A 25,134-nucleotide genomic window follows, 5' to 3' on the forward strand; every position below is an offset into this window, starting at 1 on the left:
AAAACCAGAAAAAACACCGGTCAATAAATGCTTCATGATCTCGATTCGCCAACACCATTTCTTCCATTGCTGATTTCCTTTAAAAATTCGTTGATTTTCTCTGCCTGAACGGCCCACGTTTTACTGCTGCAAATAAACTTTTTTGCTTTCTCTGCTCTTTCGGCTAAAGCGGCCTCATCTAAACCGGCAAGGTGATTGATTGCCTCGGCAATCTCGGGCGCTTTTCCCAAACCTTGAATGAAAAAGAGCTTGTCGTTATACGCCTCATGAAAGCCGTTTAAGCGTGCTGTGAGTACCGGCGTACCACTTTGCATGTATTCCAGGATTTTTGACGGAAACGTAACCTGTGCAATCGGGTCGTCAACAGGCCGGGGATTAATTAGAAGCCAGGCGTTTTTCTGGACGGCGCGTACTTCGGCGTTCTTTAGGCTGCCGCCATAGCACACATTCGGCATCATGCTCGCCCTTTTTTGAACAGCGGACTCAAGCTGTCCCTTACCATATATATGAAGGCTCACATCGTGGTGTTCAACAAGCGCCATTGCGTCCATCAGGGCAGAGATACCATTATAGGCCGTGAGGCTGCCGGAATACACGATTCTTCTTTGTCCGGTTGTTTTATTTGCGGGATCCCCGTCGTCGCTGATATGATCCACGCCGCCTTCCATGACGATGAAGCAGGCATTGGGATTGTATTGCTCGGCGGCGTGCCGGTTCAGGACGATCAGGTTCGGGCAGGCGGCAATAATCTTCTTCGTCAAGGCATTAAAGATCCCCAACAAAAGCCTGCCGGGAAACGGCCTGTCTGTCCGGTCGTCGAAGGGCAGGTCGGCGAGGAGTGCGGCGACATGCCAGTGTTTTTTCATTGACAGCAGCGGCAGGCCCGTCTGCGGATAGAGATTGTAGGACAGGACGATGACATTACCGGCCCGGCACGCGATTTGTTTTGCCCGGCGGCATAGCGCTAAAGCCTGCCAGAGCTGCTTGATGAGCGGGATATTGAGGAATGGAACAAATTCCGCCGTCATGCATGTATCATCGAGCACCGCTTCACGGTGCCGCGCGGAAAACAGCGTTCTTTCCTTCGGATAGGCCCCAGTGGTTTGCAGTGCCAGAACCTTAATATCAAAATCTCTTAACGCCGAGAGGTGCTTTAAAAGATTTAGCTGCATGGTATTACCCGCCACAGACCCGCCCGAGCGCACCTCGGCCCCGTCTTTTCCGGCAAGGGCGCCCAGAAAAATAAGCGTTGTCCGGCAGCGCTCTCTAAACTTCTCAAGATGCTCGGCAGCCATCGTCTCAATAGTGTAGCCCCGGATGCGCTGCAAGCATTTTTCGGCCATGCGGTGCCGTGATCCGTTATGATTTAACAAGCACAAAAGCCGCTCTGCCAGCACTTTTTCATCACCAGCCGGTATGATATAGCCGTTTTCGCCGTTTTTAATAAGCGCAGCACCCGCGCCGCAGGCGTCTGTCGTAATGACGGGCAGGCCGCGCGCCATCGCCTCGCTGACAACAAGGCCCCAGACGTCTGCTCGTGTCGGCAGGACAAACACATCGGCCATGTCAAAATAACAATTAATTTTCTCTTTGCCCATAAAATCAAGAAAATGAACGTTACGGTATTCGTTTGCCGCCATAATACGCCTGTATTCCGCCGTCGGCTGTCCGCCGATCAGATAGATGCCGGTATCCATGTCTAAATACCGGCAGGCGCCGAGCAGACAGTCAAAGCCCTTTCCGGGAACAAACCGCCCAACGCTTACAACCATTTTCGCCTCCGGGATTCCATGAGCGCGGCGGAGCGCGCCTTTTTCAGCGTCGGATGGCGGGGCGCTGCGGATGTCCCTTTCATAAAGGGATGTGAAATGGTAGCGGCAAAGCGCGTCCTCACGGGCACCGTTTGACAGGAAGTACGCATCATGGCTGTCACCGGTGCTGAAACAAACCGCAGCGCCTCCAAAAATCCGCCTTTTGACAAAGGCGCGGAGCCAGTCGCCCTTTTTGTAAAACCCGCCGTCACCCTCAATCATATAAGAGCGCTTCATTAATTTTAAATAGGCGACGGCGAGTATGCCTGTCGGCGTCAGCGGATTGCTGATAACGACGCCATCATAGTCCCTTCTTCTCAGATACCGGATAACGCCTGGGCAAAATGCCATATCCGGTCTGATGGATACGCCCTTTAAAAAAACGCCGGTGAAGGTCTTAAAACAGCCGAAAACCCAGCGCCGGTCCCGCTCTCCGGACGTTTTCTTTTCAAAAAGCACGGTCAGCGCGCACCCGCTCCCAAGCGTGTTGAAAAAATCAACCCTGTACGGCGCGGGGATATTCGTCAGCCACAGAATGTTATCCATTTAATCGGCCAGCCTTTTCATAAAGTGTTTCATATAAATCAAGATACCGCGCCAGCATGATTTCTTTGTCAAACCCCGAAGCGCGCTTAACGCAGTCCGCCTGTTTGAAGGGGTTTATTTGCAGCTTTTTGACGGCCTGTGCAAAAGCCGCGGCTGAAACATCGCCGAGTACAAGTCCACAGGACGGCGTTATGAGTTCCGGGTTTGCCGAAAAGCTGTTAGAAATGACCGGTATGCCGCAGGCAAGCGCTTCGAGCGCGACGAGGCCGAACGACTCCTCAACAGATGGATTGAGAAAAATATCGGTGGCCGAATAGACGTTCGCGAGTTCTTGCGGGTCTTGAATGTGCTCGAACGTCATAATTTTTTTTGAAAGCTTCTTCTTTTGCGCCTGCGTCACACCAACGAGGATGATTTGGTATGTTTCGTCCAGAAGTGCCGAAAGCGCGTTGAACATGGAAAGTCCCTTCTGGGGGCTCCAAACGGACGCCGCCCCGAGTAGGATTGTCTTGCCGTCCAGACCATTTTGGGCTCTGAAATCGCTTTCAGTCGGCGCGAAAATGCACCGATCGACGCCGTTGGAGATGACGCGTCGCTCACAACCGCCAAGAAAGGATTGTGCTGCCTGCTGGCAGAGCCACTGTGAAACCGGAACGAGCGTCAGCTTGTCGAGTGATGTGAACAGGCGCCTTTTCAGCGCCATATTTTGGGCGCTGCGGTCAACAAGCCAGCTTTTCGGGTATGCCTGCCGCTGCGGGCAGCTTTGACAACCCGTTTCCCAGCGGCGGCAGCCGATTGCCGTAAAATTGGTGCAGTGCCCCGTCAGCGGCCAGCAGTCGTGCAGCGTCCAGACAATGGGCTTATTCAGCTTCTTCAGCCAGCGAAAAAGCAGCGGTATGTTGATATAGCTGCCGTGGAGATTGTGCAGATGGATCACGTCAGGCGAAAACAATGCTGCTTCTTTTAAAAAGGCGCGCGTAGCGTTTTTTGAACCAAGGCCTTGGGCGTCAAGCAGTCGGGTTTGAAGCGTGTGCCATAAAACGTCCCATTGGCTCCCAACTCTGATGGCGTCCGGATTTCTCCCCGCGTTATTGCGGCCATAGGCCAGAAGGCAGCGATGACCGCGTTTTATCAGCGCGTGGCACAAATCGTCGGCAATTCGACCCGTGCTGCCAGAGCCACTGTCTGAATTGATCATTAAAACGTTCATTCCCGCACCCCGATGAGGATATCGGCTGTTTTTAAAACACCTCGTTTGCGCGCCGTCAACCGACAGAGGCCGATGGCGGCAAGCGACAGCGTGATGACGACAAACGGTCTTAGAAGGATCACAGGCCAAAAATCCACGTCGCTCGTCAGCCTGACGACAAGACCGGCCGGTATCATATGAATGAGATAAACCGAGAAGGAGCGCTTTCCAAGCTGCACCGGCAAAGACGCCAGTTTTTGTTTTTGAAGCCGCGCGGCAAAGCCCAAAATTGTCAGAATGGCGAGCAGTTCAGCGGGTATGGCGGCGTTTTGCCAGTAGTCAATATGCAAACCACCGGAAACGGGTAAAAATATGGCAAGACCATACCACAATGCGAGGACCCATATACCTTTTTTACAAAAGCCGACGATGGTGTTAAGCAGCGCGTATTTTTTCAAAGCGACCCCAAGAATGAAATAGATAAACCAATTGAACGGATTGATATAAGGGTTGAGCTTCAAAACACCCGCGCCGGTCAGTGTAATGCTCGTGACGGACAGTGCGGCGAGGCAGAGCAGCGCCACTCCTTCAAAACGGCGCCCGCGGATGTAAAAGAAAACAATATAGGAGGCGAACAAAACCGTGAGGAAGTAATAATGGCTCTTACAAGTCAGCGCAAGAAACCAGTCGCTCAACCCCAGGCCGCCTTTTCGCAGCGCGACATAAAGGTAATCAACCGTTCCGCAAACGAGCCATGGGACAACCAACGACGTGACCTTCCCTTGAAAGAAAGCGCGCGCCGACTTTCGGCTGCCGTAAAAAAGGTAACCGGCGACGAGCAGAAAAACGCCGACACCACTAGCGCCAACACTGAGCATAACAAGAACGGCCGTTTTGCCGCCCGCCCCGGCGTTATCGGACCAAACGCCGCAGTGCGCGCAGACGATACTGAAGAGCGCCAGCGCTTTGACGATATAGAGGTATTCTCTTGTCTGTGCCGTGCTCATGCATTAATCCCCGTTTTCCGCTCCGGCGCCCATGTAATCTCCCGACGGATAACGGCCGCCGGGTTGCCCCCAATGACGATATTGGATTCTGTAAAAAATTTCGTGACGACGGCGTTTGTCGCAGCAACACTATCCGATCCGACGCCCGAACCTTTTAAAAAGGTTACGCGGTGCCCGACCCAGACACGGTCGCCGAGCGTCACATCGCGCGAGGCATTAATCCGTACGCCGTTTTGGTCAACAAGGGCGTGGCTATCGCCCGTCCTTATCACAACGTCGGACGACAGAAGACAATCTCTGCCGAGCGTCAGATGTGTTCCTTCGATGCAGGCCAGATGTGATCCCGCGTTAATAACGGTGCCGGTGCCGATTTCGATGACGCCCCCATCGTCCTCCATATAAAAGTCACTGCCGTCGGCTGTGACGCGCTCGTGCAGAATCATCATGTTGCCGCAGCCGGATATAAAAAACCGGCAATTGCTGATATGGCAGTGCGGGCCGATGATCACGGTGTTCCGATTGCCTAGCAGCTTAAATTTTGTCTGTCTGACAAAGCCGCTTTGTTGATATATGACGTTCTCTTTTCCTTTTATTCGGATGCCATTAAACCCAAATAGTCTGTAAACGGCCGCACAAAGCGCCGTCAGGCCGGGGGACTTCAAAAGAAGCGTTTTAAGCGTCATGGCTTTCTTCTTTGACGGATGCGCCGAAATGGCGCAGAATGGCCGCGCAGCTTACCGCAGTTGTATAGTGCGTTCTGAATAATTGGAGCGATTTTTGCCCCATATCCAACCGCTTCTTTTCATCCTTTAATGCTTCAACAGCCTGTTTAAAGCGCGAAAGATCACCGTTTCGGCATTTAAAACCGCATTGCTGTCGCTCAAGAATGTCTCCCATGTCTGTTGCGTCGTCTGCGGCGACAATGACGGGAAGGCCTGCCATCAGGTAAGAGAGCAGGCGTGACGGAAAATTCGGTACCCGCCCCAACGGATGGAGCAAAACAAGCCCCACATCGCACGAAGCCGTGAGCGCCTCATAATCGGGGCTCGGCAAAGCGGGGAGCAGCCGCACATTCGGCGCGTCTGCAGTCAGTAGGCCGCGCTTCAAAGCCAACGCCTCGGTTCCGGTGCCGACAATTAAAAAGAACACCGCCAAATCATTCCGGTACGCTATGGCAATATCGATGAGAAACCCAATGCCCTGTGCCTTGCCTAGATTGCCGCCATAAACAATCACAAGCGCCGAGTCTGGTATCCCATACTGACGCCGGATGGCCTGCCGGTCTACCGGCGGGCGTTTCCGGCTTTTTCTGCTGTTGGGGCAGACTTCCACCTTCTCTGACGGCAGCTCAGGATAGTGCCGGTGGAGATAGCGGACCGAAGCCTCCGACATGCAGCCGATAAAGTCGGCCGCCCGGTATGTGCGATTAGCCAGAAAACGAAAAACGCGCCAGACAACGCCGCCTTTGCGCATGCCGCCGATGCCGACCGTATCGTCCGGCCAGATGTCTTTTAACAGAAGATATAAGGGCGCCTTTAAATGCCTTTTGATTAACAGCACGCCGGGAAGAAGCGTAATCGGCGGCGTTGAAAAAACAATCAGATCAACCGGCTCCCGCTTAAAATTTCGGAAGACGGCGCGAGCGAGCTGGAGCCCAGCGAAAAAGGAGAACAAAACTTTTCTGTATTTTCCGGTTTTTTGGAGCGGCCTTGTTTTCACCGCCAGTACGCGGCAATGCTTTTCAGGGCGTAGGCCGGACTTTTCCGCGTGTATTCCCACGGCGGCAACCGTCACCTCATGCCCCATATCACAAAATGTCTCTATCAGATCGGTGTAGAGATTCTGTTCACCGCATGGGGGCCAGGCGGCTGTAATCAGAAGAATTTTAACGGTGCTCTCCCCCTTCAGCCATGCTGCTTTGACGCTCTGCCGACAGCTGCCGTCGGATGTAGCCGCCGTAATCCGTGCTTTTTCGATAAAACAGCCCCGATAGGGCTTTAAATAAAATTCGTGTATCCAGTAAAAAAGAAACATTGGCCGCATAGTCGGCTTCATATTGAAGCTGCTCGGCCCATGTCGGCCGGATATTGCCATACAGCACCTCCGGTGGAATAAGCCCGCCCCGCACGCGGTGGCGTACCCGTTCAGCCGTTGTAAAATACGGCAGATATTCCGTCAGAAGCGGGCGCGGCCCGACGAGGGACATGTCGCCCCGAATTATATTGACGAGTTCAGGCAGCTCATCAAGTCCCGTCCCGCGTAAAAATCGTCCTAACTGTGTCAGTCGCTGATGATCGCAAAGCAGCATGCTGTCCTCCTCTTTTTGATCCGTCAGCGTCCTGAACTTGAGCATCATAAACGCTTTCTCATCCTTGCCAAGCCGCGGCTGGCGGAAGAGGATTGGTTTTCCCAGCGCCAATCTGACGCTAATCGCCGTCACAACCATCACGGGGGAAAACAATAGCAGTGCAAGGCCCGACAAGGCCACGTCCAGCAGCCGCTTAACGCCCTGCTTATACATCGCTGATACCGACGCTATTTTCACAAGGCCTTGCCGGAACGCCAACAGCCGTGCAGTAAGCCGGGATATCGCATACGACAGCGGCTCCTGCACCAATAACAGCATATTCCCCGATGGCAACGCCGGGTTTGATTGAGCATCCGACGCCGAGGACAGCCCCCTCCCCTACCGTAACATGGCCACCCAGACGGCAGCCTGGTGCCAGCATTGCGAAATCGCCAATATAGCCGTGATGGCCGACGGCGCAGCCTTGATTGATGAGTACGTGGCTGCCGACAATCGTGTCAACCGAAACTGTGCATAAGGGGCCGACCACACTTCCCTCCCCCAGCTTCGTTCTGTCGGCAAGAATGGCTGACGGGTGCACGACAGCCGGAAAACAAATAAACGGCAGCCGCTTCAGCGCTCGAACGATGCGCCTTTTGTCGGTTGGCGCACCAACGGCACATAAAACGGCAGTCGGCGTTAAGATGCGTTCAAAATATGTCGCATCCCCAAGAACCGGATAGTGCCATATAACAGTTCCAGGTAGGAGTGCATCATCCAGAAAGCCCAAAAGACAGAGGCCCGGCAGGCTTGAGGCTGCAAGCCATAAAAATTCTCGGCCTAGATCCCCCGCGCCGTAGATAATGAGATTTTCCAAATCCGCCACGCCTTTCATGTGACTGCAGCACCTTTATGTAAAGGCTTTTTCATGAAATATGAAAAAGCCTTTGGCCCTCAGCGCCTGTACAGCATGCAAAACAGCATTGCAACAAATTCAAACAGCATCGTCCATAACGATATAGCGCCGATAAACGCCAAGATCGTCCGGAATAAGAGCGGTAAAAATGTCGCCATAACAACAAATGAAAAAATGATAAAAATAGCTGCGCTGATTAGCACCAAAGCAGAATATTTACGCAGGCTTGAGCAGGTAGACGTGAGACAGATCCCTTCCGCCATGTTGCCACATCTTGCTTTGAGAATAGCGGTGACAACAAAAAGAATAATCGCGAAAACGAGCACAAAAGGCAGCGTCGGCCGGACATATGGGATAAAGCCATAATACCAGATTAAGGCACTCGCTGAGCCGAACAGGGAGCCGAGTATCACGAGAATGAAATTTGGTATGCAAAAAAGACTTTTTATTTAAAAGCACCTCCCTGACAAACATCGTGTCAGTCCAATATATGCAGGACAACGCCAAATGACAGTATTGCTGATAACGAACGGCATTTTCTGAAGATTTGCCTGAGACTTAACCAATACGCTGGACAATGCATATGATGACACTGCCGCAGAAACTTGCCTTCAGCGGCAGATCGGAGTCATCTATGAGAATTCTCGTAATCGCCGCGCACCCGGACGACGAGGTGCTTGGCTGCGGCGGGTATATAGCGCGGCTATCCGAGTCAAACGAGGTTTTTACGGCTATCGTCACCGAGGGTTGCAGTGCGCAGTATGCCGATACGGATTACAAAAAGATTATCGCCCTTAAAAAAAAGGCCGCCTTGAAGGCTAACGGCCTGCTGGGCGTCCGAGACGTTTTTTTCGGTGATTTCCCAGATATGCGCCTTGATACCGTGGGGCATGTCACGATTAATGCCTTTTTGGAAAAGGTGATTGCGGAAACAGCCCCGCGCCTTGTTTTGACGCATCATCCCGGTGACTTGAACCTGGACCATCAGCTCGTCTATCGCTCGACGATGGTGGCTGCCCGCCCTGTGGATAGACATCCGATCGATATACTTCTGTATGAGACGCCCTCAGCTACCGAATGGCAAGGCTATGATTATAAAACGGCTTTCATTCCAACTGTCTTTATCGATATTGATGAGACGATTGCGCGGAAAATCGAAGCACTGGCAGAGTATGACATCGAGCTGCGTTCTGCGCCGCACCCGCGGTCAGAGCATGGCATCCGCGCCCATGCCTCTTATAGGGGGCTGGCGGCCGGTCTTATGTACGCCGAAGCGTTTAGCCTTCAGCGGTCCATTGAGTTCGGTATTTCACCGTGACGGCCGCTATTCACCAGCCGGATTATATCCCGTATCTCGGGTATTTTTATAAAATTAGCCGGGCGGATGTTTTTGTTTTTCTCGATGACGCCCAGTTTTCCAATACCGGCGGTCATGACAGAAACCTCTTCAAAACGCCTTTGGGGGTTAAAGCCCTTAAAATACCGGTATCACAGACCTTGGGCGACGCCATTAACGAGGTTCGGACAAAAGATCATCTCGGCTGGAAGGCAAAGCATCTCTCAGCCGTCCGTGAGCATTACAAAAGCGCCCCTTTTTTTGATGCCGTCTTCCCGATTTTCAGCGAACTTCTGGAACCGGCGTATGACAACATCGCCCGATTAAACGAGGCGGTCATCGTCCGTTTCAGCCATGAATTCGGTTTTGACACGGCATTTTTACAGTCATCTCAGTTACACATCCGCACAAAAAAAGAACAGCGGGTCATTGACCTCTGCCGCGCTGTTGGGGCCGATACGTATCTATCCGGCAACGGCGCGCAGGTCTATCAAACATTAGCGCATTTTTCGGAAAACGGCGTGCAGCTCACTTATAGTGCTTATACGCCGTTCGAATACCCGCAGCTTTGGGGCAGCTTTATTGAAAATCTATCCGTTTTGGATTATGTCATGAACTGTGGCTTTAACTGGAGGGACGACAACGATCAAAGAATACGGCAGTTTTCTTGAGCTTGACCTGAAAAAAGGGCCGGAGTATTACGACGGTGTGGGCGTCAAGCGTCTCAACACGGCACGTTGTGGTATTGGCTACGTTTTAAGGCTCTTAGGCCTTAAAAAGCTCTTGCTTCCGACATACCTATGCCCAAAAGTGCGTGAATATCTGATCGCGCAGTCCATCGAGCTTGTTAACTGCGCCCTCGGCGATGATCTTCTGCCGATACTTCCCGAGAAGATAAGCGGCGACACCGCCGTCTTGATCGTCAATTATTTCGGCCTCCTGCCGCGTGAAAAAATTGAAACAATAACGTCAAGGTTTCAAAACGTCATTGTCGACAACGCGCAGGCTTTTTACAAAAAGCCCGCTGAAAACGCCTACTCTGTCTATTCCCCACGGAAATTTTTTGGCGTGCCGGACGGGTGCTACGTCGTTGGGGAAAAGGCCGGGCAGGAGGATTTTTTCATCCCCTGTGGTTTTTCAGCCGACACGTCGCTTTTTCTCCTCAAGCGGATTGAACGGGGCTGCCAGGGCAGCTATTCCGACAGGATGATGAACGAAACACGGCTGGACGGAAGCGGCCTTTCCTTGATGTCACGCCTGACGCGGGCGCTTTTACAAAATGTTGATTATATTACCATTAAAGACCGGCGCGTTCAAAATTTTCGCTATGCGCAGTCGCTCTTTTCGCAAATGAACCTTTTTGATTTAAGCCGTTTTCCTCTGGATGAGGATACCGTCCCCATGGTTTACCCGCTTGTATTAGCCGACGATGAGATTTTGCCACATCTTCTTAAAAGCAGCGTCTACCTCGGCAGATGGTGGGCGGCGCTGACATCACTTGTGCCGGAAAACAGCCTTGAAATGATGCTGTCACGCCACCTTTTACCACTACCGATTGATCAGCGCATGACACCGGAGGATCTCGACTGCATTTACCGGTTAATCGTCAAGCGGCCGGTAACACCGCTAATCTAACCAAGCGATAACGCTTAAGCCTAATGAAATAAGATAGGATTTCACATGTCCGAATTCTTTTCAACATCAACCGATCACTTTTTCGGTGCCGAATTGCCGCCGCGGCCGCTTCAGGCCCGCCTTTCCTGCGAGATTAACACCGACGACCTGCTTGGCCGCCCGCCGGCTGTTCTGAATACGGAAAAGATCAGAGAAGGCCTTCATGACAAAACTGTTCTCGTGACGGGCGGTGCGGGTTCCATCGGGTCGGAAATCTGCCAGCACGTGCTGTCATCCGGGTGTAAAAAATTGATTTTATTCGATATAAACGAAAACGCTTTATTCGCGCTGAATAATGCGTTCCGGAAGAAATTCAACCCCGAGCGCTATGACGTTGTTGTCGGCTCCGTCAAGGACGGCGGCAGTCTGACAGACATTTTTGCCCGGCATCAGATCGACGTCGTTTTTCACGCGGCAGCACACAAGCATGTCCCGCTCATGGAAAGCAATCCGGCCGAGGCGATTAAGAACAACGTCTTCGGCACATTAAAAACCGCACAAATGGCCGTTCAATACGGCACCCGAAAATTTATTCTCGTTTCAACCGATAAGGCTGTCAATGCAACAAGCATTATGGGTGCAACGAAGCGCATCGCCGAAATGATCGTCCAGCGGCTCAATGATGATGCCCCCTTGACCGAGCTCGCGGCCGTCCGCTTCGGCAATGTTCTTGGCAGCAGCGGCAGCGTCATCCCAATGTTTCAGAGCCAGATTCGGGACGGCGGCCCTGTTACGGTGACGCATCCGGCGGTCGAGCGCTATTTTATGACAATTAAGGAAGCTGTCAGCCTCGTTCTGCTGGCCGCGTCCATGGCCCGCGGCGGTGAGATTTTCGTTTTGGATATGGGCAAACCGATCAAAATCCTTGATCTCGCGCACAACATGATCCGCCTGAACGGCTTAAAGCCGGAGCGGGATATTCTTGTCGAGTTCATCGGTCTTCGCCCCGGTGAAAAAATGTATGAGGAACTGTCTTTTCATAACGAGCTTCTTGGAAAAACAGAGAACAACAAAATCTTCGTCTGCGGCCCTGCCAATGTTTCCCCCTGTCTTCTGCCTCGTCTTAAGAAATTAGAGGAGATCCTCCAATCAACCCGAGAACTGGAATATAAAACGCTCCTTGATGACATCATCGACGGCGCCTGTTGATAAATATGGATAATTTATTTAACAACAAAACACTGCTTATAACAGGCGGAACCGGCAGCTTCGGCAATGCCGTTTTAGAACGCTTTATATCAACCGCTATTGCTGAAATTCGTATCTTCTCACGTGACGAAAAGAAGCAGGACGAGATGCGATTTCACTATAATAGCGACAAAATCAGTTACTACATTGGCGATGTGCGGGACCCCGCAGGCCTTCGCAGCGTTATGCACGGCGTTGACTTTGTGTTTCACGCGGCAGCGTTAAAGCAGGTGCCGTCCTGTGAATTCTTTCCGCTTGAAGCCGTGAAAACAAATGTGCTCGGAACGGAAAATGTCTTGTCGGCTTGTATCGAAGCAGGCGTTTCTAAGGTCGTCTGCCTGTCGACCGACAAGGCTGCTTATCCCGTCAACGCCATGGGCGCTTCAAAGGCAATGATGGAGAAGGTCTTTGTCGCCAAGTCGAGAGCCGTTCTACCGGAGAAAACGCTCATCTGCGGCACACGCTACGGCAACGTCCTCTGTTCACGGGGCTCCGTCATCCCCTTGTTCATTGGGCAGATAAAGGCCGGAAAACCGCTGACCGTCACCGATCCATCGATGACGCGCTTTATCATGAGCCTCGACGAGGCGGTCGAACTCGTTCTCTTTGCGTTTGAACATGCCGAGAGCGGCGATATCCTCGTACAGAAGGCGCCGGCCTGCACCGTTGGCGTACTGGCCCAGGCGCTCTTGGAACTGTTTGAGGCTGACATTCCAATTAAAACCATCGGCATCCGCCACGGTGAAAAAATGTTTGAGACGCTTTTAACAAACGAGGAATGCGCCGCCGCTGTTGATATGGGGGCCTTTTACCGCGTACCGGCTGATAAGCGCGGCTTGAATTATGACAAGTACGTCAGCTTGGGATTGCGGCCTCACGTCGGGCTGAAGGAGTTTAACTCCAACAACGCCGAACAGCTCACGGTTGGGCAAGTCAAGGAAAAGCTGCGCGGCTTACCCTGTATCCGAGAAGCGTTGTCCGACAGGTTTCCCGCCAAGCCTGCCGTACAGCCGGTTCAGGAATAATTTTTTTGGAGGCCGCCATGAAAATTTTGGTGACGGGCGCCGCCGGGTTTATCGGAAAAAACCTCGTCGCGGCGCTGAACAATCAGCCGGACGTTGAACTGTATCTCTTTCACGCCGACGATGATCCCGCGCAGCTGCACGCGTTTACAAAAGATTGTGCCTTTGTCTGCCATCTCGCGGGGGCAAACCGCCCCGATAATCCCGACGATTTTGGCACCGTTAATGTCGGCTTGACGGCACGCCTTATAGATCAGCTCGAAGATAACAAAAACGCCTGTCCAATTCTCTATACTTCTTCCGTTCAGGCTGACGAAGATACACCTTACGGCCGGAGCAAAAAAGCAGCAGAATTCCTTCTTGATGCCCACAGCCGTATCACCGGCGCGCGCACTTATATATCCCGCCTTCCGAATGTTTTCGGCAAATGGTGCCGTCCTGACTATAACAGTGCCGTCGCGACCTTCTGCCGCAACACAGCGCACTGCCTACCCATCCGCGTCGATGACCCTAGCCGTACGCTTCGTCTCGTCTACATTGATGATGTGGTTGACACTTACGTGCGCATCATGACCGACACAACCGCGGCAGCCGCCGGATGCTGCCTCGTCCCAGTCCCATACGAAAAAACGCTCGGCGAAATTGTCTCTATTTTATCCGAATTTAAAGCCTGCCGGGATCAAAAAAGCCTCCCAAATATGGGGGACGACTTTGTGAGAAAGCTCTATGCAACGTATCTCACCTATCTCCCGGCTGAAGCGCTCTCTCATCGGGTCGAGACAAGCGTTGATGCGCGCGGCATGTTTGCCGAGCTGTTCCGGTCGGAGGATCTGGGGCAGCTCTCCGTCTGCGTCGCGAAACCAGGAGCCGTGCGCGGTAATCACTGGCATCAGACAAAAAATGAAAAATTTATCGCTTTAAGCGGGACAGGAAAAATCATGCTACGCCGCGTCGGCGCACCTGATGTTATTGAATTTGACGTTTCCGGCAATCTAATAACGGCCGTCGAGATTCCCCCGGGATATACGCACGCCATCCTCAACACCGGGCAAAGCGATCTTGTCGTTTTGATCTGGGCCAGCGAGCCGTTTGACCCCGCAAGACCGGACACATATCGGCTGGAGGTTTGACGGTTGATGGAAAAGCTTAAGTTGATGACGATTCTGGGTACGCGGCCGGAGATTATCCGATTGTCGGCCTGCATTGGGGTCTGCGATACTTATTTTGACCACGTCCTCGTCCACACAGGGCAGAACTGGGACTATACACTCAATCAGGTGTTTTTTGACGACTTGGGCCTGCGCGCCCCGGCTCATTATTTAAACTGCGCCGGTGCTGATCTTGGCCAAACAATGGGCAATATTATCACACGCTCATACGACCTCATGCGTCGCGAGAAGCCGGACGCCGTTCTGCTGCTGGGCGACACCAATTCAACGCTGTCAGCCATTTCGGCCAAGCGGCTCAAAATACCCATTTTCCATATGGAAGCTGGGAACCGCTGCTGGGATTGGAATGTCCCGGAGATGATCAACAGAAAAATAGTCGATCATATTTCGGATGTGAACCTCCCCTATACGGAGCACGCGCGGCGCTATCTCCTTTCCGAGGGGCTTGACGGCAAAATGATTTTCGTAACCGGCTCGCCGATGGGCGAGGTGCTCCATCGCCACCGGGAAGAGATTGCGCAAAGCGACGTGCTATCACGCCTGTCTCTTGAAGAAAAAGCCTATTTCCTTGTTTCAGCGCACCGGGAGGAGAATATCGATAACGATGCAAACTTCCTTGAGCTCATGCAGTCCATCAACCATATTGCCGACAAATACGGGATGTCGGTGATTTATCCGGCGCATCCGCGCTCGATGCGGACAATCAAGGCGCATCAGTTTCCCTTCAGCCCGCTCGTACGCCTTGTCAAGCCGTTCGGCTTTTTTGACTATGTCAAGCTGCAGATGAACAGCGCCTGCGTCCTATCTGACAGCGGTACGCTTTCGGAGGAGTCGGCCATCTTGGGCTTTGCCGGTGTCCTAATCCGAACCTCAACGGAGCGGCCGGAAACACTCGACAAAGGTTCTGTCGTCATCGGCGGTATCCAGCAAGACGATGTTGCCCGTGCTGTCGCGCTCGCTCTGGCGCTGCGCGTCACAGGCGAGGGTAACGCGCTTCCCGCCGATTATGGTGATTTAAATGTCTCCATCAAAGTCGTCAATTTGATTGAGAGCTATACGAAAATTGTCAATAAAACAGTCTGGGGAAAATAGAATCCGGTCCGTTGGCAATCAAAAAGGGCTCCCGGTAAAAACCGGGAGCCCATATACATCATGAAATATGAATTATGTATTTTCTTTCTTTTCAAATCGGATTTCTGCGTCTCTCGGCAGCGCCAGGCGGCATTCGACCTCGGCGCATTTGATAATGCCCGCAATGACGGGGCAGGAGACGTGAACCGGAAATTTCTTTGAAGCATAGTCATAGAAGGGGCCGACGCCAGGCCTGACAAGGCAAATGTCATAGGCCTTGAACGTGCTGCCGACCTCTGCCATCATTTTATTGACGGCGTCGCAGGCGGATTCCACGGTTAGTGTGACTGTCTTCTTATTCTCCGAGGCAACTGCTTCTACTTTTGTCATCAAGCTGCAAATACCCGGGTTAATTGATACAGTCGTCATTTCATCCATCTCCATCTTTCAATCTAGTGATTCCGAGCAAAGCTTTTTGCTCTAAACCAATTTAAATTAATATTAGATGATTTCCAATCAACTGTCAATGCCCGTGTCGTCATGCGTCGACCGAAAACAAAAAAGGCGTCATCCTAATAGATGCCGCCTTTTCGTCATGTATTTCGCTTCAATTTGATACGGTCGTTTCTGTGGTGCTGGCCCAGTCGTCAAGCTTCTGCATCACGGCGTCGTACGTCTGGCTGCTAATATCCGGCAGGCTGCCGCCAAGCGTTTTTTTAGCGTTAGCAAACCCCTTATCGATCGCTTCCCGGAGCGTCTCCAGCTTGCTTGTGTCGCCGCCGGATACGGCCTTGGCAAAATTGACAATTCTGTCGCTGACAGCCTCGACGCCCCAGTCCCCGCCGTCACCGACAGCCTCTTGTGCTTCTGCCTGAGACATTGTTTCGGTTCCTGATGCGGCGAAAAACTTTGTTGACAGCGAAATCGCCGACGTGTCACCGGACTGGCGGGAGATCAGTTTTTCAACGAGGTCGCGCAAGGCTGCCGTCGTCATATCGGCTTGCTGCCTGATGTCCTCGATTTCTGCCGAGCCCGATGTGACAGCGCTTGCCTCAAGACTTTCTGTGCTGAGGCTCAGATGATACGCCTCGTCAGGCACGATATCTTTCTTCGGCTGTTTTGTCGCGGCTGTCTTGTCATAATCCGTTTTGTATGCCGATAAGGCAGACGCGCCGACCGTATTGATCATGGTGGGCCTCCTCACATAAATGGACTTTACATATTTATCGATAAAAGTGCCGTCAATAATACCCATAATTATCAAAAAAACAAATTTTTGTGTATTTTTTTGGTCTACCCCGCTTCCTCTTTAGTATCCCACTCCTTGACCGGCTTCCATTTGAAAACACCATCTGCGCTTCATACATTTGTAATACAATATACATATTATGTAATAATTTTCTGTAACCCCTTACAAATAAAAGAGAATTACTTTGTGATGACAGCCGAATTTTGTGCGTTTGTTTGACAGGAAATGCTTCATTTGATATAATTTGAATAATAAAACTGAATAAAATGGTTTTCGGTTGGGCGGCGCGAGCCGTTTTCAAGATGCCGCTTCTTGGGTGGGAAGCTTATTTATTGCTTCTCATCTATTTTATTTTTATGATTGATGGTGATTTATGTAAATAATAGATATATTTAGATTATCTGTGCTCTGCGATGTAAATGGCTGAGCGATTTTCTAAATATATTGTTCGGATACGACTTATTAAAGAGGTGATTACGATAGATAATTCCATGAATATCGGAATTGGTTTTGCCGCCGGGAGGAAGAACTTCAGACATATCGCCAGAACGTATGCGGAAAGCTGGTGCGAGTCCGGCTTGACTGAAAGTGAAAATATCAAACTGAATCTTTTTGTGGCCTATGATCTGAAGTATAAAAACACAAAGCCCGAGGATTACAGAATTCATGACCCGAGAATAACCGATATGCTCAATTATCCTTATTATATCGGAGACACTGAAATAAAAAAGGAAACGGCAATGCTCGTCAGCAGCGGCGTCGTCAGCAGATATGAGGCGCAGCTGCTTTTCGGTGACGGTTACGCCAAGAAAAGGAACGCCATTTTGTACTTTGCCGTCAAAAACGGCATGGATTATCTATTGTTTATTGATGACGATGAATATCCGATTGCCGCTGCAAAAACGCCAGACGGTTTGGTCTGGCAAGGTCAGCAGGTGCTGGCGGCCCACCTAAAGGCGATTGAAAATGCCGATATAACATATGGCTATCACTGTGGTTACGTTTCTCCGATTCCACAGATTACTTTTAATGACGTCTTAACCGAGGATGATTTCAGGATGTTTATCGAAACGATTAGCAACGATATCATCAGTTGGAACTCTATCAAAGAAAAAATGCAAAACGGCGGTATTACATATGCCAAGAAAAGTCTTCTCAGCAGCCGGGAGGCGGTAGAAGTTCCGGAAATTAATGGGGCGAAATTCATTTCGGGATCAAATTTGTTTTTCAAGCTGAATACCGAGAAACAGCTTTTCCCGTTTTTTAACCCGCCGGGCGCACGGGGAGAAGACACGTTCCTGAGTACTTGTCTATCCGATGTAAAAGTCTTAAAGGTCCCATGCTATATGTTCCACGACGGATTTTTGTCATACCCTCACCTGCTCTGTGGTATTTTGCCTAAAAAACTCAAGCCGATTTTTTCCGGAAACCGTGAAACAGACGAGCGGTTTTATAAAGCCTGCGTCGGCTGGATTCGGTATAAGCCATTATTGATGTATATAACGGGCAGAGATACCTACGAGCGGGACATTGCGCTCATGAAAAAGAACCTTGACCGCGTTTTGCCAAAAGTGTCTCGTTATTTTCCGACGTGCGATTTTATGAGCCTGCGTCAAGAGCTTGATGATTTTTCATCGCATGTTGTGGAGCATTACAATATGTTCGAAGCGACAAAAAAAGCGTGGGAGCGCGTTATGGAATTCTTAAACGGACAGCTTAATTTTTACCAGGGCAGCGTCTCCGCCGAATAGTCTTATCTAAAACAGCTTAAAAAGACACCCTCTGTCCGCCAGCATAGATGGCGGCGGGGGTGTCTTCATTCACGAATACAGGAAAAGCTTGCTCTTAACCACCGCCAACGCCTGCGGGGCAAGCGCCGGGAAGCGCATTTTCCGAGATCTTTTTTAAATACGGCAGGTCTCTCAATAAATTTTTTCTGACGTTTTTCTGCCAAAAGTACTCGCCGATAAACAGCAGCCGCTCGTTTCCTCTCATTGTTGTTATCGCCTCAAAAAGCCGCTTGATCGAATAGATTCTCCTGCTTGCAAGAATGATTTCTTTCTGCAGATCATACGGCGAGATATTTTTGGGGTAATGAACGACTTTTCCAACACACCTTGACCAATCCAAATCCAACAAACGCGCCTGATACGTTTCATATACAGGCGTGCCCGGAATAAAGTACATAGACTGTATGAGAACGCCGCAGAGCTTATTTTCAATGACGAAATCCGCCAAACGCCGGCCTATCCCCTTCGTATGATTTTCAGCACCGACGATGAACAGGCCGCGCACGCGCAGGCCGTGCGCCTGAATGTTTTTAATAGAACGCCTGATGTCGTCTCTCGTGCTTTTTTTGTGATAGATTTCAAAGGCCTCGTCCTCAATAAATTCAATGCCAACCGCAAGCTCAACAAACCCGGCGCGTTTGAGCAGTTCCAGCATTTCATCGTCGAGGCCGACTTCATATCGGGCCTGTATTGTAAAGTTATAGCTGATTTTACTGTCGATCAAGGCGTTCAAAACGCGGATGGCCCAGCCCCTATCTGCAAAGAAATTGTCATCCGTCAGCCAGAGAATTTTCGTCAATCTGTGGTATCCGTTTTCAAAAAATCGGATTGCCTGCCGGATATCTTCAATAATTGTTTCCGGCGCGCGATGCCGCAGCTTCCTGCCAAACGCGGCGACAAGCGCACAATAATCGCATTGGTGCGGGCACCCGCGTGACGCGTGCACCTGCGGCCAAATCGTATTGTGGCCGGCCATCTTTTTGAAATTGTACAGTAAAAACCTGTTCGGAATGGTCTCAATTTGTTCCGGTATCTTCGGGCTGCCGGTATGTATCAGCTGCTCATCGCGATAATACGCAACGCCCGGAAAATCGATCGGTTTGTTCGCTTGCACTGCCTGAATAAACTGAATGATTGACGCATCGCCCTCGCCGAGCAGAACATAATCGCCGTGTCGGCATGCCTCCGAATAATTGAGCGTTGCGTGCAGGCCGCCAAAAACAATGAGCGCACGGCTTTTTTTCCGAATTTCGTCAGCCAGCTCGTACCCCCTGACGGCGTTGAACGTGAAGATGCTGATAAAAATAATATCCGCGTCAAGAACATCTTTCCAGATAATTTCGGATATGGACTCACTGTACATTAACGTGTCGCTCACATATTGCTTCACAATTGTTGTCAGCGTCAAAAGACCGTTTGACGGTGTTCGTATGTATTTATCATAAAGATACAGATTCTTGAATGATTTTCTGTACGGCAGATTACCGGGTTCAATCAGTCGTATTTTCACGATAACACCACTTTCGTGCTAAAAAATACATATTAGCCATTGTAAAGCAATTATGGAATTTTGTATATAGACATACTAAATTTTCTCACAAACGTTTTTTTGTGACAAAGTGGTCTCCTTAAAAAGCCATAGCAAAAGGCTTGCAGTTAAACACTGCAAGCCTTTGTGTTGTGTTGGAGTAGGCGGGATGATCATTCGCGGCCGTTTAGTCAGGAACGAATTCGGCAACTTGATGCAAAGGGCAGTTTAAAACTTTGCACAGTATATCCAGTGTAAGGTTAATGTAATTAATCACCAGACTAAAGTTCACGAGCAGAGACGATATCGGTGATAGCTATGGCTTCGATTTTATCATCCTTTATGATGAAGTCTATTGCATGTGTAATGTCGCTATCGGAATAGTCGGATTGGACGGCACCGCTGATACTCACCGCATATTTTAGGGTGTTGCCGACGTAAGCCAGTATAATGTGTCCGTTTGCGTCATGCTTCTGTAAATAACTTTCGCTTCCATCATAAGCCTTCGCGATACTTGACGCGGGGTCTCCAACAGCGACCCCTGTGCCTGTTTTCAGGTTGCCTCCGCTGCCCGGTCCAAGCTGGATGACCGTTACTTTCCCCAAGCTGCACCCAATTTCGGCATAAGCATTTCCGATATCCGCTGTGCTTGAAATATTTTCGCCATATTCATAACGTGATTGCGGAGACGGTACGCCGCGCCCCCAAACAAATGCGGGTTCACCTAAGTTTTGCTGCATTTCAGTCACATCCATGCCAAGGGAAACGGTGTTGCCTTTGCTGTCTATAACTGAAATTATTTCCGGTGAAACGGTTGGGAAAAGACTCTCGCCAGCGAGCGGAGCACTCCCTCGCAAACGCGTGCTGATTAAAAATCCAGCGTTCCCATCTAAAACGCCTGCTCCGATAGAGCTCCAAATCACGTCCATGTCCATTGCTTCAAAAATGAATCGCAACGGCACCATCACACTGCCCCTGACTGCCCTAGCGGGAACGTCAAGTTGAATTGTTGAACCATCAACGGTAGCCGTGTCGCTATTAAGTGTCAGCGTCACTATGTGTGTTTTACCGTCAACATATCGATTCGTAGAATCCAGTGGAATTTTCATCAATTTTTCTGTCTTCGTTATTGTTGCGGTACGAGTATTCTCGTCATAATCAACCTTCATGTCTGCCGCTTCGGCAATGGCTCTTAGCGGCACAAGTACCTGGCCATTTACAATGTAAGGCGGTGTGTCAAATACAACAAGGTTATTGTCTACGACCACTGAAATATTTTTTGCCGCATGCATGCAGTTCGAGACAATAATACAAATGAATATGGTAAAGAGAACAACGAATACTTTTTTTAATTTCATCACACATCCTCCACAACCATTAAAAAATACGATACTACTCATCTCATGATAGACATGTTCTCAAGAATTGTCAAATAAGTTAATAATTAATCCTCAGACTAATTATTAACTTACGTTAAAAGGCATTAAAGCTGTCTTCTTCGCCCCCCAAAATGACACAGCAAAAGGCTTGCAGTTAAACCCTGCAAGCCTTAGTATTTTGGCGAAGAAGGCGGGATGATCATTCGCGGCCTATTAGTCAGGAACGAATTCGGCAACTTGATGCAAAGGGCAGTTTAAAACTTTGCACAGTATATCCAGTGTGTTTGTAGACACCGTTTCGTTTTTCTTCAAGCGCTGTATGGTTCCCCCGCCAACATTATACTTATATCGCAGTGCGTATGGCGTGACTCCTATTTCCTTCATTGTTTTCCACAATGGCGCATATGAAATCATTTCTCAACCCTCCCTTTACATATTTCTAGTATGCCTATATAATGGGCACATGTGTTATTCCCAATATTGGGCACAATGATATGTATAATGGGGGAAGATATTATGGATGAAAAAACTTGCTGTGTTACGGGTCACAGGGAGATAGCAGTAGAAAAAATTGATTATGTCAAACAAGCGCTTCACCACGAAATATTACAGGCAATAGCGGACGGTTATACGCATTTCATATCGGGTTTTTACGAAGGTGTTGACCTGCTTTTCGCATCCATTGTAGCGGACTTGATGGAAGATAATCCTGCGCTGACATTGGAAGCCGCCCTCCCATACCGTAACCGGATGAAGACAACTGACAAGCTGTTTCGCCGGTTGCTGCTTAAATGCAAAACGATCTGCATCCACAGCGAAAAATACAGTCCTTCTTGTTATATGAAGTGCAGTCGTGAAATGGTTTCCCTATGCCAACGGGTAATAGCCGTATACGATGGCCGGGATAAAGGCAACACGGTATTTGCCATGCGGGAGGCAGCCATGCTGGAACGCGATATTCGTGTCATTGAGATTTAGTCATAACAACGGCAAAAAGAGGGTGAAACCAAACGGCTATCACCCTCTTATGTGTTTGAGCAGACGGACAAGTATTGTCAATACCGTAAGATTACACGATTTAAGTCACACAAACGCCAGCCTGATACTAAACGCTGGAGTACCCTATGAAAGTGGCTAGTGAACGCCTAGGACACACGACAATAGGCACTACAATGGACCTATATAGTCATATAGACGAAGACCTCTAGCGCGACGCCGCTATCAAGTTGAATGATGCGTTATGCATCTAGTGCCGTTGATCGGCCAGATCATAAGTTTATATAGTATTCAGGTGAATAAGTTGACCAGGAGGCACCATTAGAGATGAACGCTTTATCATGCATGAAGGCGAGATGGAACTGTTAAGCAACCTAAGTTTGTATGCAAAGATTGCATATATGTCTACCCAGACACGAAAACAGCAGTATGCAAAGAGTATCCCCATCTGACACCGATTGAAGTTATTAACGGTGAGAAATGCGAATCCTATAAGAAACAGGTGGATGATATTCAGTGCAAAAATGATAGTCATAAGTTTATATAATAAATAAATATCGGCTCTGATTTATATCAGAGTCTTTATTTTTCAGTCCAACAATTGCCAAACACAGTAAAAAGTATTATTCTTAATGAGAATGAGTTATGTTTAAGCACGGCCACACAAAGGGTGCTGTGTACTGCCAAAATATTTCGTCATAAAATGAGGAGTTGAACACATTGATATCAACTGCAATATTTAATAACAAAGGTGGTGTTGGCAAGACCACTTTTCTATGCAACCTTGCAAGTTATTTGCAAACCAAATGTGGGAAGAAAGTATTAGTAGTTGATGCTGATCCACAATGCAATTCAACATCCTATGTTTTAGATGATGATGACTACTATGACGTTTATTTTGAACAAAATAATTTTACTATAGCTGATCTTATCCCACCACTTAAAAACGGGTTGGGTTATGCCAAACAGATAAAAGCAACTAAGTCAGATCTATTTGGTTTTGATCTTATCGCAGGTAACCCTGAATTAGCCGCTCATGAAGATTTTCTATCAAAGGATTGGTCAGAATTGCGAGCTAAGGAAATACGTGGAATACGTACAAATATGCTCTTTGTTCATTTTTTAACCTTGTGTCAAGAATATGATTATGTTTTTTTCGATATGGGACCTTCATTAGGCGCTATCAATCGTGCTGTTTTACTGGCTTGTGACTATTTTATAACACCTATGTCTTCCGATATTTTTAGCGTGCTTGCATTAAAAAATATAGGGGAATCAATATCTACATGGAGAGATTTATATAATGAAACGCTATCTGATGTAAACCCAAAAGATAAAGCTCTATTTGAGGGATTAAAGGATAAATGTAATATAAAGTTTTTGGGATACGTTGAGCAGCAGTACATTTCAAAAAGTAGCGGGGGAAAAAAAGTGGCTGTACGTTCCTATGAAAAGATTTTAAGTACAATCCCCGATGAAATTAAAAGATATGTAATAGCGCCGATAAACGGTGATATAGAATTCGAAAATTACAACTTGGGGTCTATACCCAACTTTTATAGTCTAATACCAATGTCTCAAACTGCTCATAAGCCTGTATTCTTATTAACGAATGCTGATGGTGTTCTTGGTGCTCATTATCAGAAAGTTAGCGATTATAATGAAATGATGGGTGGTATTACTCAGCGCGTGTTGCAAAACATGGAGGCCTTAAAATGATTAACTGGCCAGTGGAATTAATACAGGATATAGCAAAACGGAAGTGTGTATTATATTTGGGTTCAGGTGTTTCTGCTAATTCTATAAACGATACTGGAAAGCATCCTGCAACTTGGGCAAAATTTCTAACCGATATTGTTAGTAGTAAAGGTCATCTCCTTGGAACTGATAAAGACTTAATAATATCGTTAATTGCCAGAGAAGACTATTTAACTTCTTGTGAATTGATTGTTGACCATATAGGTGAACGTGTATTCGGAGAGCTCGCGGCAGATGAATATCGAAGACCTGGTTATCGACATCATGAAATTCATGAGGTTATTTTTTCTTTAGATTCAAAAATTGTTATTACTCCTAATATCGATAAAATCTACGAACAATATGCTAGCATGGAGTCACATGGAACTATTGTACCAAAGACCTTTTATGATGATGATGTGGCTAAATATCTGCGATCGCAGGATTTCTTAATTATTAAGGCACATGGCACTGTTGACAGTGCAGAAAGAATTATTTTTACTCACCAACAATATGCAAGGGCACGATATCAATTTGAAACTTTTTATCGTATTTTAGATGCCTTAATGTTAACTCACACTTTTATTTTTATTGGCTGTGGAATTGCAGATCCCGACATACAATTGGTATTAGAAAACTATAATTTCTCATTTCCAAAATGTAGACCTCACTTTTTTATAACATCCGAAGATAACTTCGCTAATCAAATTTCTAATAGCTTAAGAAACAATAGAAATCTCGAAATAATTACTTATAATAATGCAACTGGAGATCATGCCCTTTTATTATCGGGTTTAAAGGATCTTAAAGACAAAGTTGAAAATGAGCGTGCTGTGATTGCTAGCATCACATCTTGGTAATCAACCAATGTTGTTTTACGATGCCAAATGAGAAAATAACATAATAAATGATTGCGGGTTAAAGTATTGTTAAGATTCGACTTATGGTACATGTTAAAAAGCGTTAAAAAAGACTCTGGACTAACAAATCCAGAGTCTTCTTTTCAGCGGAGAAGGAGGGATTCGAACCCTCGAGACGCTTTTGACGCCTACACGATTTCCAATCGTGCGCCCTCGACCGGACTAGGCGACTTCTCCATACATTATTGAGTAAATTCCCGGCAGCGGGTGCTGTCAGGCTTAGTTATTATAGTAGATATGCGCGCATTAGTCAAGAACATAATACCGCCCGGCATGGACTTTTCAGGCGAAACACGGTATACTTTGAAAACAGACAAAA

22 protein-coding genes and 1 tRNA gene are annotated in these 25,134 nt (G+C 48.6%); 11 read left to right on the forward strand and 12 right to left on the reverse strand.

Translation table 11 applies throughout. From position 1 onward, the window contains the following. Window positions 1-32 precede the first annotated feature (32 nt). The 6 genes from IZU99_09910 to IZU99_09935 all read right to left on the reverse strand — a co-directional run bounded on the left by IZU99_09910 (window position 33) and on the right by IZU99_09935 (window position 7,717). Window positions 33-2,357 carry a glycosyltransferase gene (locus IZU99_09910; protein ID UOO37547.1) on the reverse strand — a complete coding sequence of 775 codons (2,325 nt, stop codon included), beginning with the start codon at window positions 2,355-2,357 and terminating at the stop codon, window positions 33-35. Beyond that, window positions 2,350-3,567 (reverse strand): glycosyltransferase, encoded by a 1,218-nt coding sequence (locus IZU99_09915; GenBank protein UOO37548.1) that lies wholly within the window; start codon window positions 3,565-3,567, stop codon window positions 2,350-2,352. Before IZU99_09915 ends, IZU99_09910 begins: the two co-directional genes overlap by 8 nt. Further along, a complete protein-coding gene (locus IZU99_09920) occupies window positions 3,564-4,553 on the reverse strand; it encodes an acyltransferase (GenBank protein UOO37549.1) in 990 nt (329 codons plus the stop codon). The genes IZU99_09915 and IZU99_09920 overlap by 4 nt, the downstream gene beginning before the upstream one ends. Continuing rightward, window positions 4,550-5,236 (reverse strand): acyltransferase, encoded by a 687-nt coding sequence (locus tag IZU99_09925; GenBank protein UOO37550.1) that lies wholly within the window; start codon window positions 5,234-5,236, stop codon window positions 4,550-4,552. The genes IZU99_09920 and IZU99_09925 overlap by 4 nt, the downstream gene beginning before the upstream one ends. Further along, complete coding sequence (locus IZU99_09930; GenBank protein UOO37551.1) at window positions 5,226-6,587, reverse strand: glycosyltransferase family 4 protein; 1,362 nt, start codon at window positions 6,585-6,587, stop codon at window positions 5,226-5,228. Before IZU99_09930 ends, IZU99_09925 begins: the two co-directional genes overlap by 11 nt. Window positions 6,588-7,066: 479 nt before the next feature. Continuing rightward, entirely contained in the window at window positions 7,067-7,717 is a 651-nt protein-coding gene (locus IZU99_09935) for a NeuD/PglB/VioB family sugar acetyltransferase (GenBank protein UOO37552.1), read from the reverse strand. Window positions 7,718-8,390: 673 nt separating this feature from the next. On the opposite strand from IZU99_09935, the gene IZU99_09940 reads away from it, so the two are divergent. The 7 genes from IZU99_09940 to wecB are packed head-to-tail and all read left to right on the forward strand — an operon-like array spanning window position 8,391 to window position 15,237. Continuing rightward, the gene (locus tag IZU99_09940; protein ID UOO37553.1) at window positions 8,391-9,074 is read left to right on the forward strand and encodes a PIG-L family deacetylase; all 684 of its coding nucleotides are present in this window, start codon (window positions 8,391-8,393) and stop codon (window positions 9,072-9,074) included. Beyond that, window positions 9,071-9,763, forward strand: a complete 693-nt coding sequence (locus IZU99_09945) for a WbqC family protein (protein ID UOO37554.1) — start codon at window positions 9,071-9,073, stop codon at window positions 9,761-9,763. Before IZU99_09940 ends, IZU99_09945 begins: the two co-directional genes overlap by 4 nt. Next, the gene (locus IZU99_09950) at window positions 9,711-10,727 is read left to right on the forward strand and encodes a hypothetical protein (GenBank protein ID UOO37555.1); all 1,017 of its coding nucleotides are present in this window, start codon (window positions 9,711-9,713) and stop codon (window positions 10,725-10,727) included. The genes IZU99_09945 and IZU99_09950 overlap by 53 nt, the downstream gene beginning before the upstream one ends. 45 nt (window positions 10,728-10,772) lie before the next feature. After that, window positions 10,773-11,915, forward strand: coding sequence for a polysaccharide biosynthesis protein (locus IZU99_09955; protein ID UOO37556.1), 1,143 nt, complete (start codon window positions 10,773-10,775; stop codon window positions 11,913-11,915). A 5-nt stretch (window positions 11,916-11,920) separates the two neighbouring features. Next, the gene (locus IZU99_09960) at window positions 11,921-12,979 is read left to right on the forward strand and encodes a polysaccharide biosynthesis protein (GenBank protein UOO37557.1); all 1,059 of its coding nucleotides are present in this window, start codon (window positions 11,921-11,923) and stop codon (window positions 12,977-12,979) included. 17 nt (window positions 12,980-12,996) lie between these two features. After that, window positions 12,997-14,106, forward strand: coding sequence for an NAD-dependent epimerase/dehydratase family protein (locus IZU99_09965; protein ID UOO37558.1), 1,110 nt, complete (start codon window positions 12,997-12,999; stop codon window positions 14,104-14,106). 6 nt (window positions 14,107-14,112) lie between these two features. Beyond that, a complete protein-coding gene (gene wecB, locus IZU99_09970; protein UOO37559.1) occupies window positions 14,113-15,237 on the forward strand; it encodes a UDP-N-acetylglucosamine 2-epimerase (non-hydrolyzing) in 1,125 nt (374 codons plus the stop codon). Between the two features lie 72 nt (window positions 15,238-15,309). Here the strand turns inward: wecB and IZU99_09975 are convergent, their stop codons facing one another. Continuing rightward, the gene (locus tag IZU99_09975; GenBank protein ID UOO37560.1) at window positions 15,310-15,645 is read right to left on the reverse strand and encodes a hypothetical protein; all 336 of its coding nucleotides are present in this window, start codon (window positions 15,643-15,645) and stop codon (window positions 15,310-15,312) included. 178 nt (window positions 15,646-15,823) lie between these two features. Beyond that, entirely contained in the window at window positions 15,824-16,405 is a 582-nt protein-coding gene (locus IZU99_09980) for a hypothetical protein (protein UOO37561.1), read from the reverse strand. Between the two features lie 539 nt (window positions 16,406-16,944). On the opposite strand from IZU99_09980, the gene IZU99_09985 reads away from it, so the two are divergent. Beyond that, on the forward strand, window positions 16,945-18,216 hold the full coding sequence (locus tag IZU99_09985; protein UOO38812.1) for a hypothetical protein: 1,272 nt from the start codon (window positions 16,945-16,947) through the stop codon (window positions 18,214-18,216). Window positions 18,217-18,310: 94 nt separating this feature from the next. Here the strand turns inward: IZU99_09985 and IZU99_09990 are convergent, their stop codons facing one another. From IZU99_09990 to IZU99_10000, 3 genes are all read right to left on the reverse strand, one after another. Beyond that, entirely contained in the window at window positions 18,311-19,765 is a 1,455-nt protein-coding gene (locus IZU99_09990; protein ID UOO37562.1) for a B12-binding domain-containing radical SAM protein, read from the reverse strand. Window positions 19,766-20,064: 299 nt separating this feature from the next. Then, window positions 20,065-21,141, reverse strand: coding sequence for a copper amine oxidase N-terminal domain-containing protein (locus tag IZU99_09995; GenBank protein UOO37563.1), 1,077 nt, complete (start codon window positions 21,139-21,141; stop codon window positions 20,065-20,067). Window positions 21,142-21,375: 234 nt separating this feature from the next. After that, complete coding sequence (locus tag IZU99_10000; protein UOO37564.1) at window positions 21,376-21,576, reverse strand: helix-turn-helix transcriptional regulator; 201 nt, start codon at window positions 21,574-21,576, stop codon at window positions 21,376-21,378. Between the two features lie 102 nt (window positions 21,577-21,678). Between IZU99_10000 and IZU99_10005 the strand changes: the two genes are divergently transcribed. From IZU99_10005 to IZU99_10015, 3 genes are all read left to right on the forward strand, one after another. Next, window positions 21,679-22,140 (forward strand): DUF1273 family protein, encoded by a 462-nt coding sequence (locus IZU99_10005; GenBank protein ID UOO37565.1) that lies wholly within the window; start codon window positions 21,679-21,681, stop codon window positions 22,138-22,140. A gap of 738 nt (window positions 22,141-22,878) precedes the next feature. Further along, a complete protein-coding gene (locus IZU99_10010; GenBank protein ID UOO37566.1) occupies window positions 22,879-23,877 on the forward strand; it encodes a ParA family protein in 999 nt (332 codons plus the stop codon). After that, the gene (locus IZU99_10015) at window positions 23,874-24,755 is read left to right on the forward strand and encodes an SIR2 family protein (protein ID UOO37567.1); all 882 of its coding nucleotides are present in this window, start codon (window positions 23,874-23,876) and stop codon (window positions 24,753-24,755) included. Before IZU99_10010 ends, IZU99_10015 begins: the two co-directional genes overlap by 4 nt. Before the next feature lie 147 nt (window positions 24,756-24,902). Here the strand turns inward: IZU99_10015 and IZU99_10020 are convergent. Next, window positions 24,903-24,992, reverse strand: a tRNA-Ser gene (locus tag IZU99_10020). Window positions 24,993-25,134 lie beyond the last annotated feature (142 nt).

Source organism: Oscillospiraceae bacterium CM (genome assembly GCA_022870705.1).
Lineage (GTDB): Bacteria > Bacillota > Clostridia > Oscillospirales > Oscillospiraceae > Sporobacter.

What these genes read in the sequence shown, in the direction of transcription:
- IZU99_09910 (UOO37547.1), bottom strand. Translation starts at nt 2,357, where the DNA reads ATGGATAACATTCTGTGGCTGACGAATATCCCCGCGCCGTACAGGGTT.
- IZU99_09915 (UOO37548.1), bottom strand. Translation starts at nt 3,567, where the DNA reads ATGAACGTTTTAATGATCAATTCAGACAGTGGCTCTGGCAGCACGGGT.
- IZU99_09920 (UOO37549.1), bottom strand. Translation starts at nt 4,553, where the DNA reads ATGAGCACGGCACAGACAAGAGAATACCTCTATATCGTCAAAGCGCTG.
- IZU99_09925 (UOO37550.1), bottom strand. Translation starts at nt 5,236, where the DNA reads ATGACGCTTAAAACGCTTCTTTTGAAGTCCCCCGGCCTGACGGCGCTT.
- IZU99_09930 (UOO37551.1), bottom strand. Translation starts at nt 6,587, where the DNA reads ATGTTTCTTTTTTACTGGATACACGAATTTTATTTAAAGCCCTATCGG.
- IZU99_09940 (UOO37553.1), top strand. Translation starts at nt 8,391, where the DNA reads ATGAGAATTCTCGTAATCGCCGCGCACCCGGACGACGAGGTGCTTGGC.
- IZU99_09955 (UOO37556.1), top strand. Translation starts at nt 10,773, where the DNA reads ATGTCCGAATTCTTTTCAACATCAACCGATCACTTTTTCGGTGCCGAA.
- IZU99_09960 (UOO37557.1), top strand. Translation starts at nt 11,921, where the DNA reads ATGGATAATTTATTTAACAACAAAACACTGCTTATAACAGGCGGAACC.
- IZU99_09965 (UOO37558.1), top strand. Translation starts at nt 12,997, where the DNA reads ATGAAAATTTTGGTGACGGGCGCCGCCGGGTTTATCGGAAAAAACCTC.
- wecB (UOO37559.1), top strand. Translation starts at nt 14,113, where the DNA reads ATGGAAAAGCTTAAGTTGATGACGATTCTGGGTACGCGGCCGGAGATT.
- IZU99_09975 (UOO37560.1), bottom strand. Translation starts at nt 15,645, where the DNA reads ATGACGACTGTATCAATTAACCCGGGTATTTGCAGCTTGATGACAAAA.
- IZU99_09980 (UOO37561.1), bottom strand. Translation starts at nt 16,405, where the DNA reads ATGATCAATACGGTCGGCGCGTCTGCCTTATCGGCATACAAAACGGAT.
- IZU99_09995 (UOO37563.1), bottom strand. Translation starts at nt 21,141, where the DNA reads ATGAAATTAAAAAAAGTATTCGTTGTTCTCTTTACCATATTCATTTGT.
- IZU99_10000 (UOO37564.1), bottom strand. Translation starts at nt 21,576, where the DNA reads ATGATTTCATATGCGCCATTGTGGAAAACAATGAAGGAAATAGGAGTC.
- IZU99_10005 (UOO37565.1), top strand. Translation starts at nt 21,679, where the DNA reads ATGGATGAAAAAACTTGCTGTGTTACGGGTCACAGGGAGATAGCAGTA.
- IZU99_10015 (UOO37567.1), top strand. Translation starts at nt 23,874, where the DNA reads ATGATTAACTGGCCAGTGGAATTAATACAGGATATAGCAAAACGGAAG.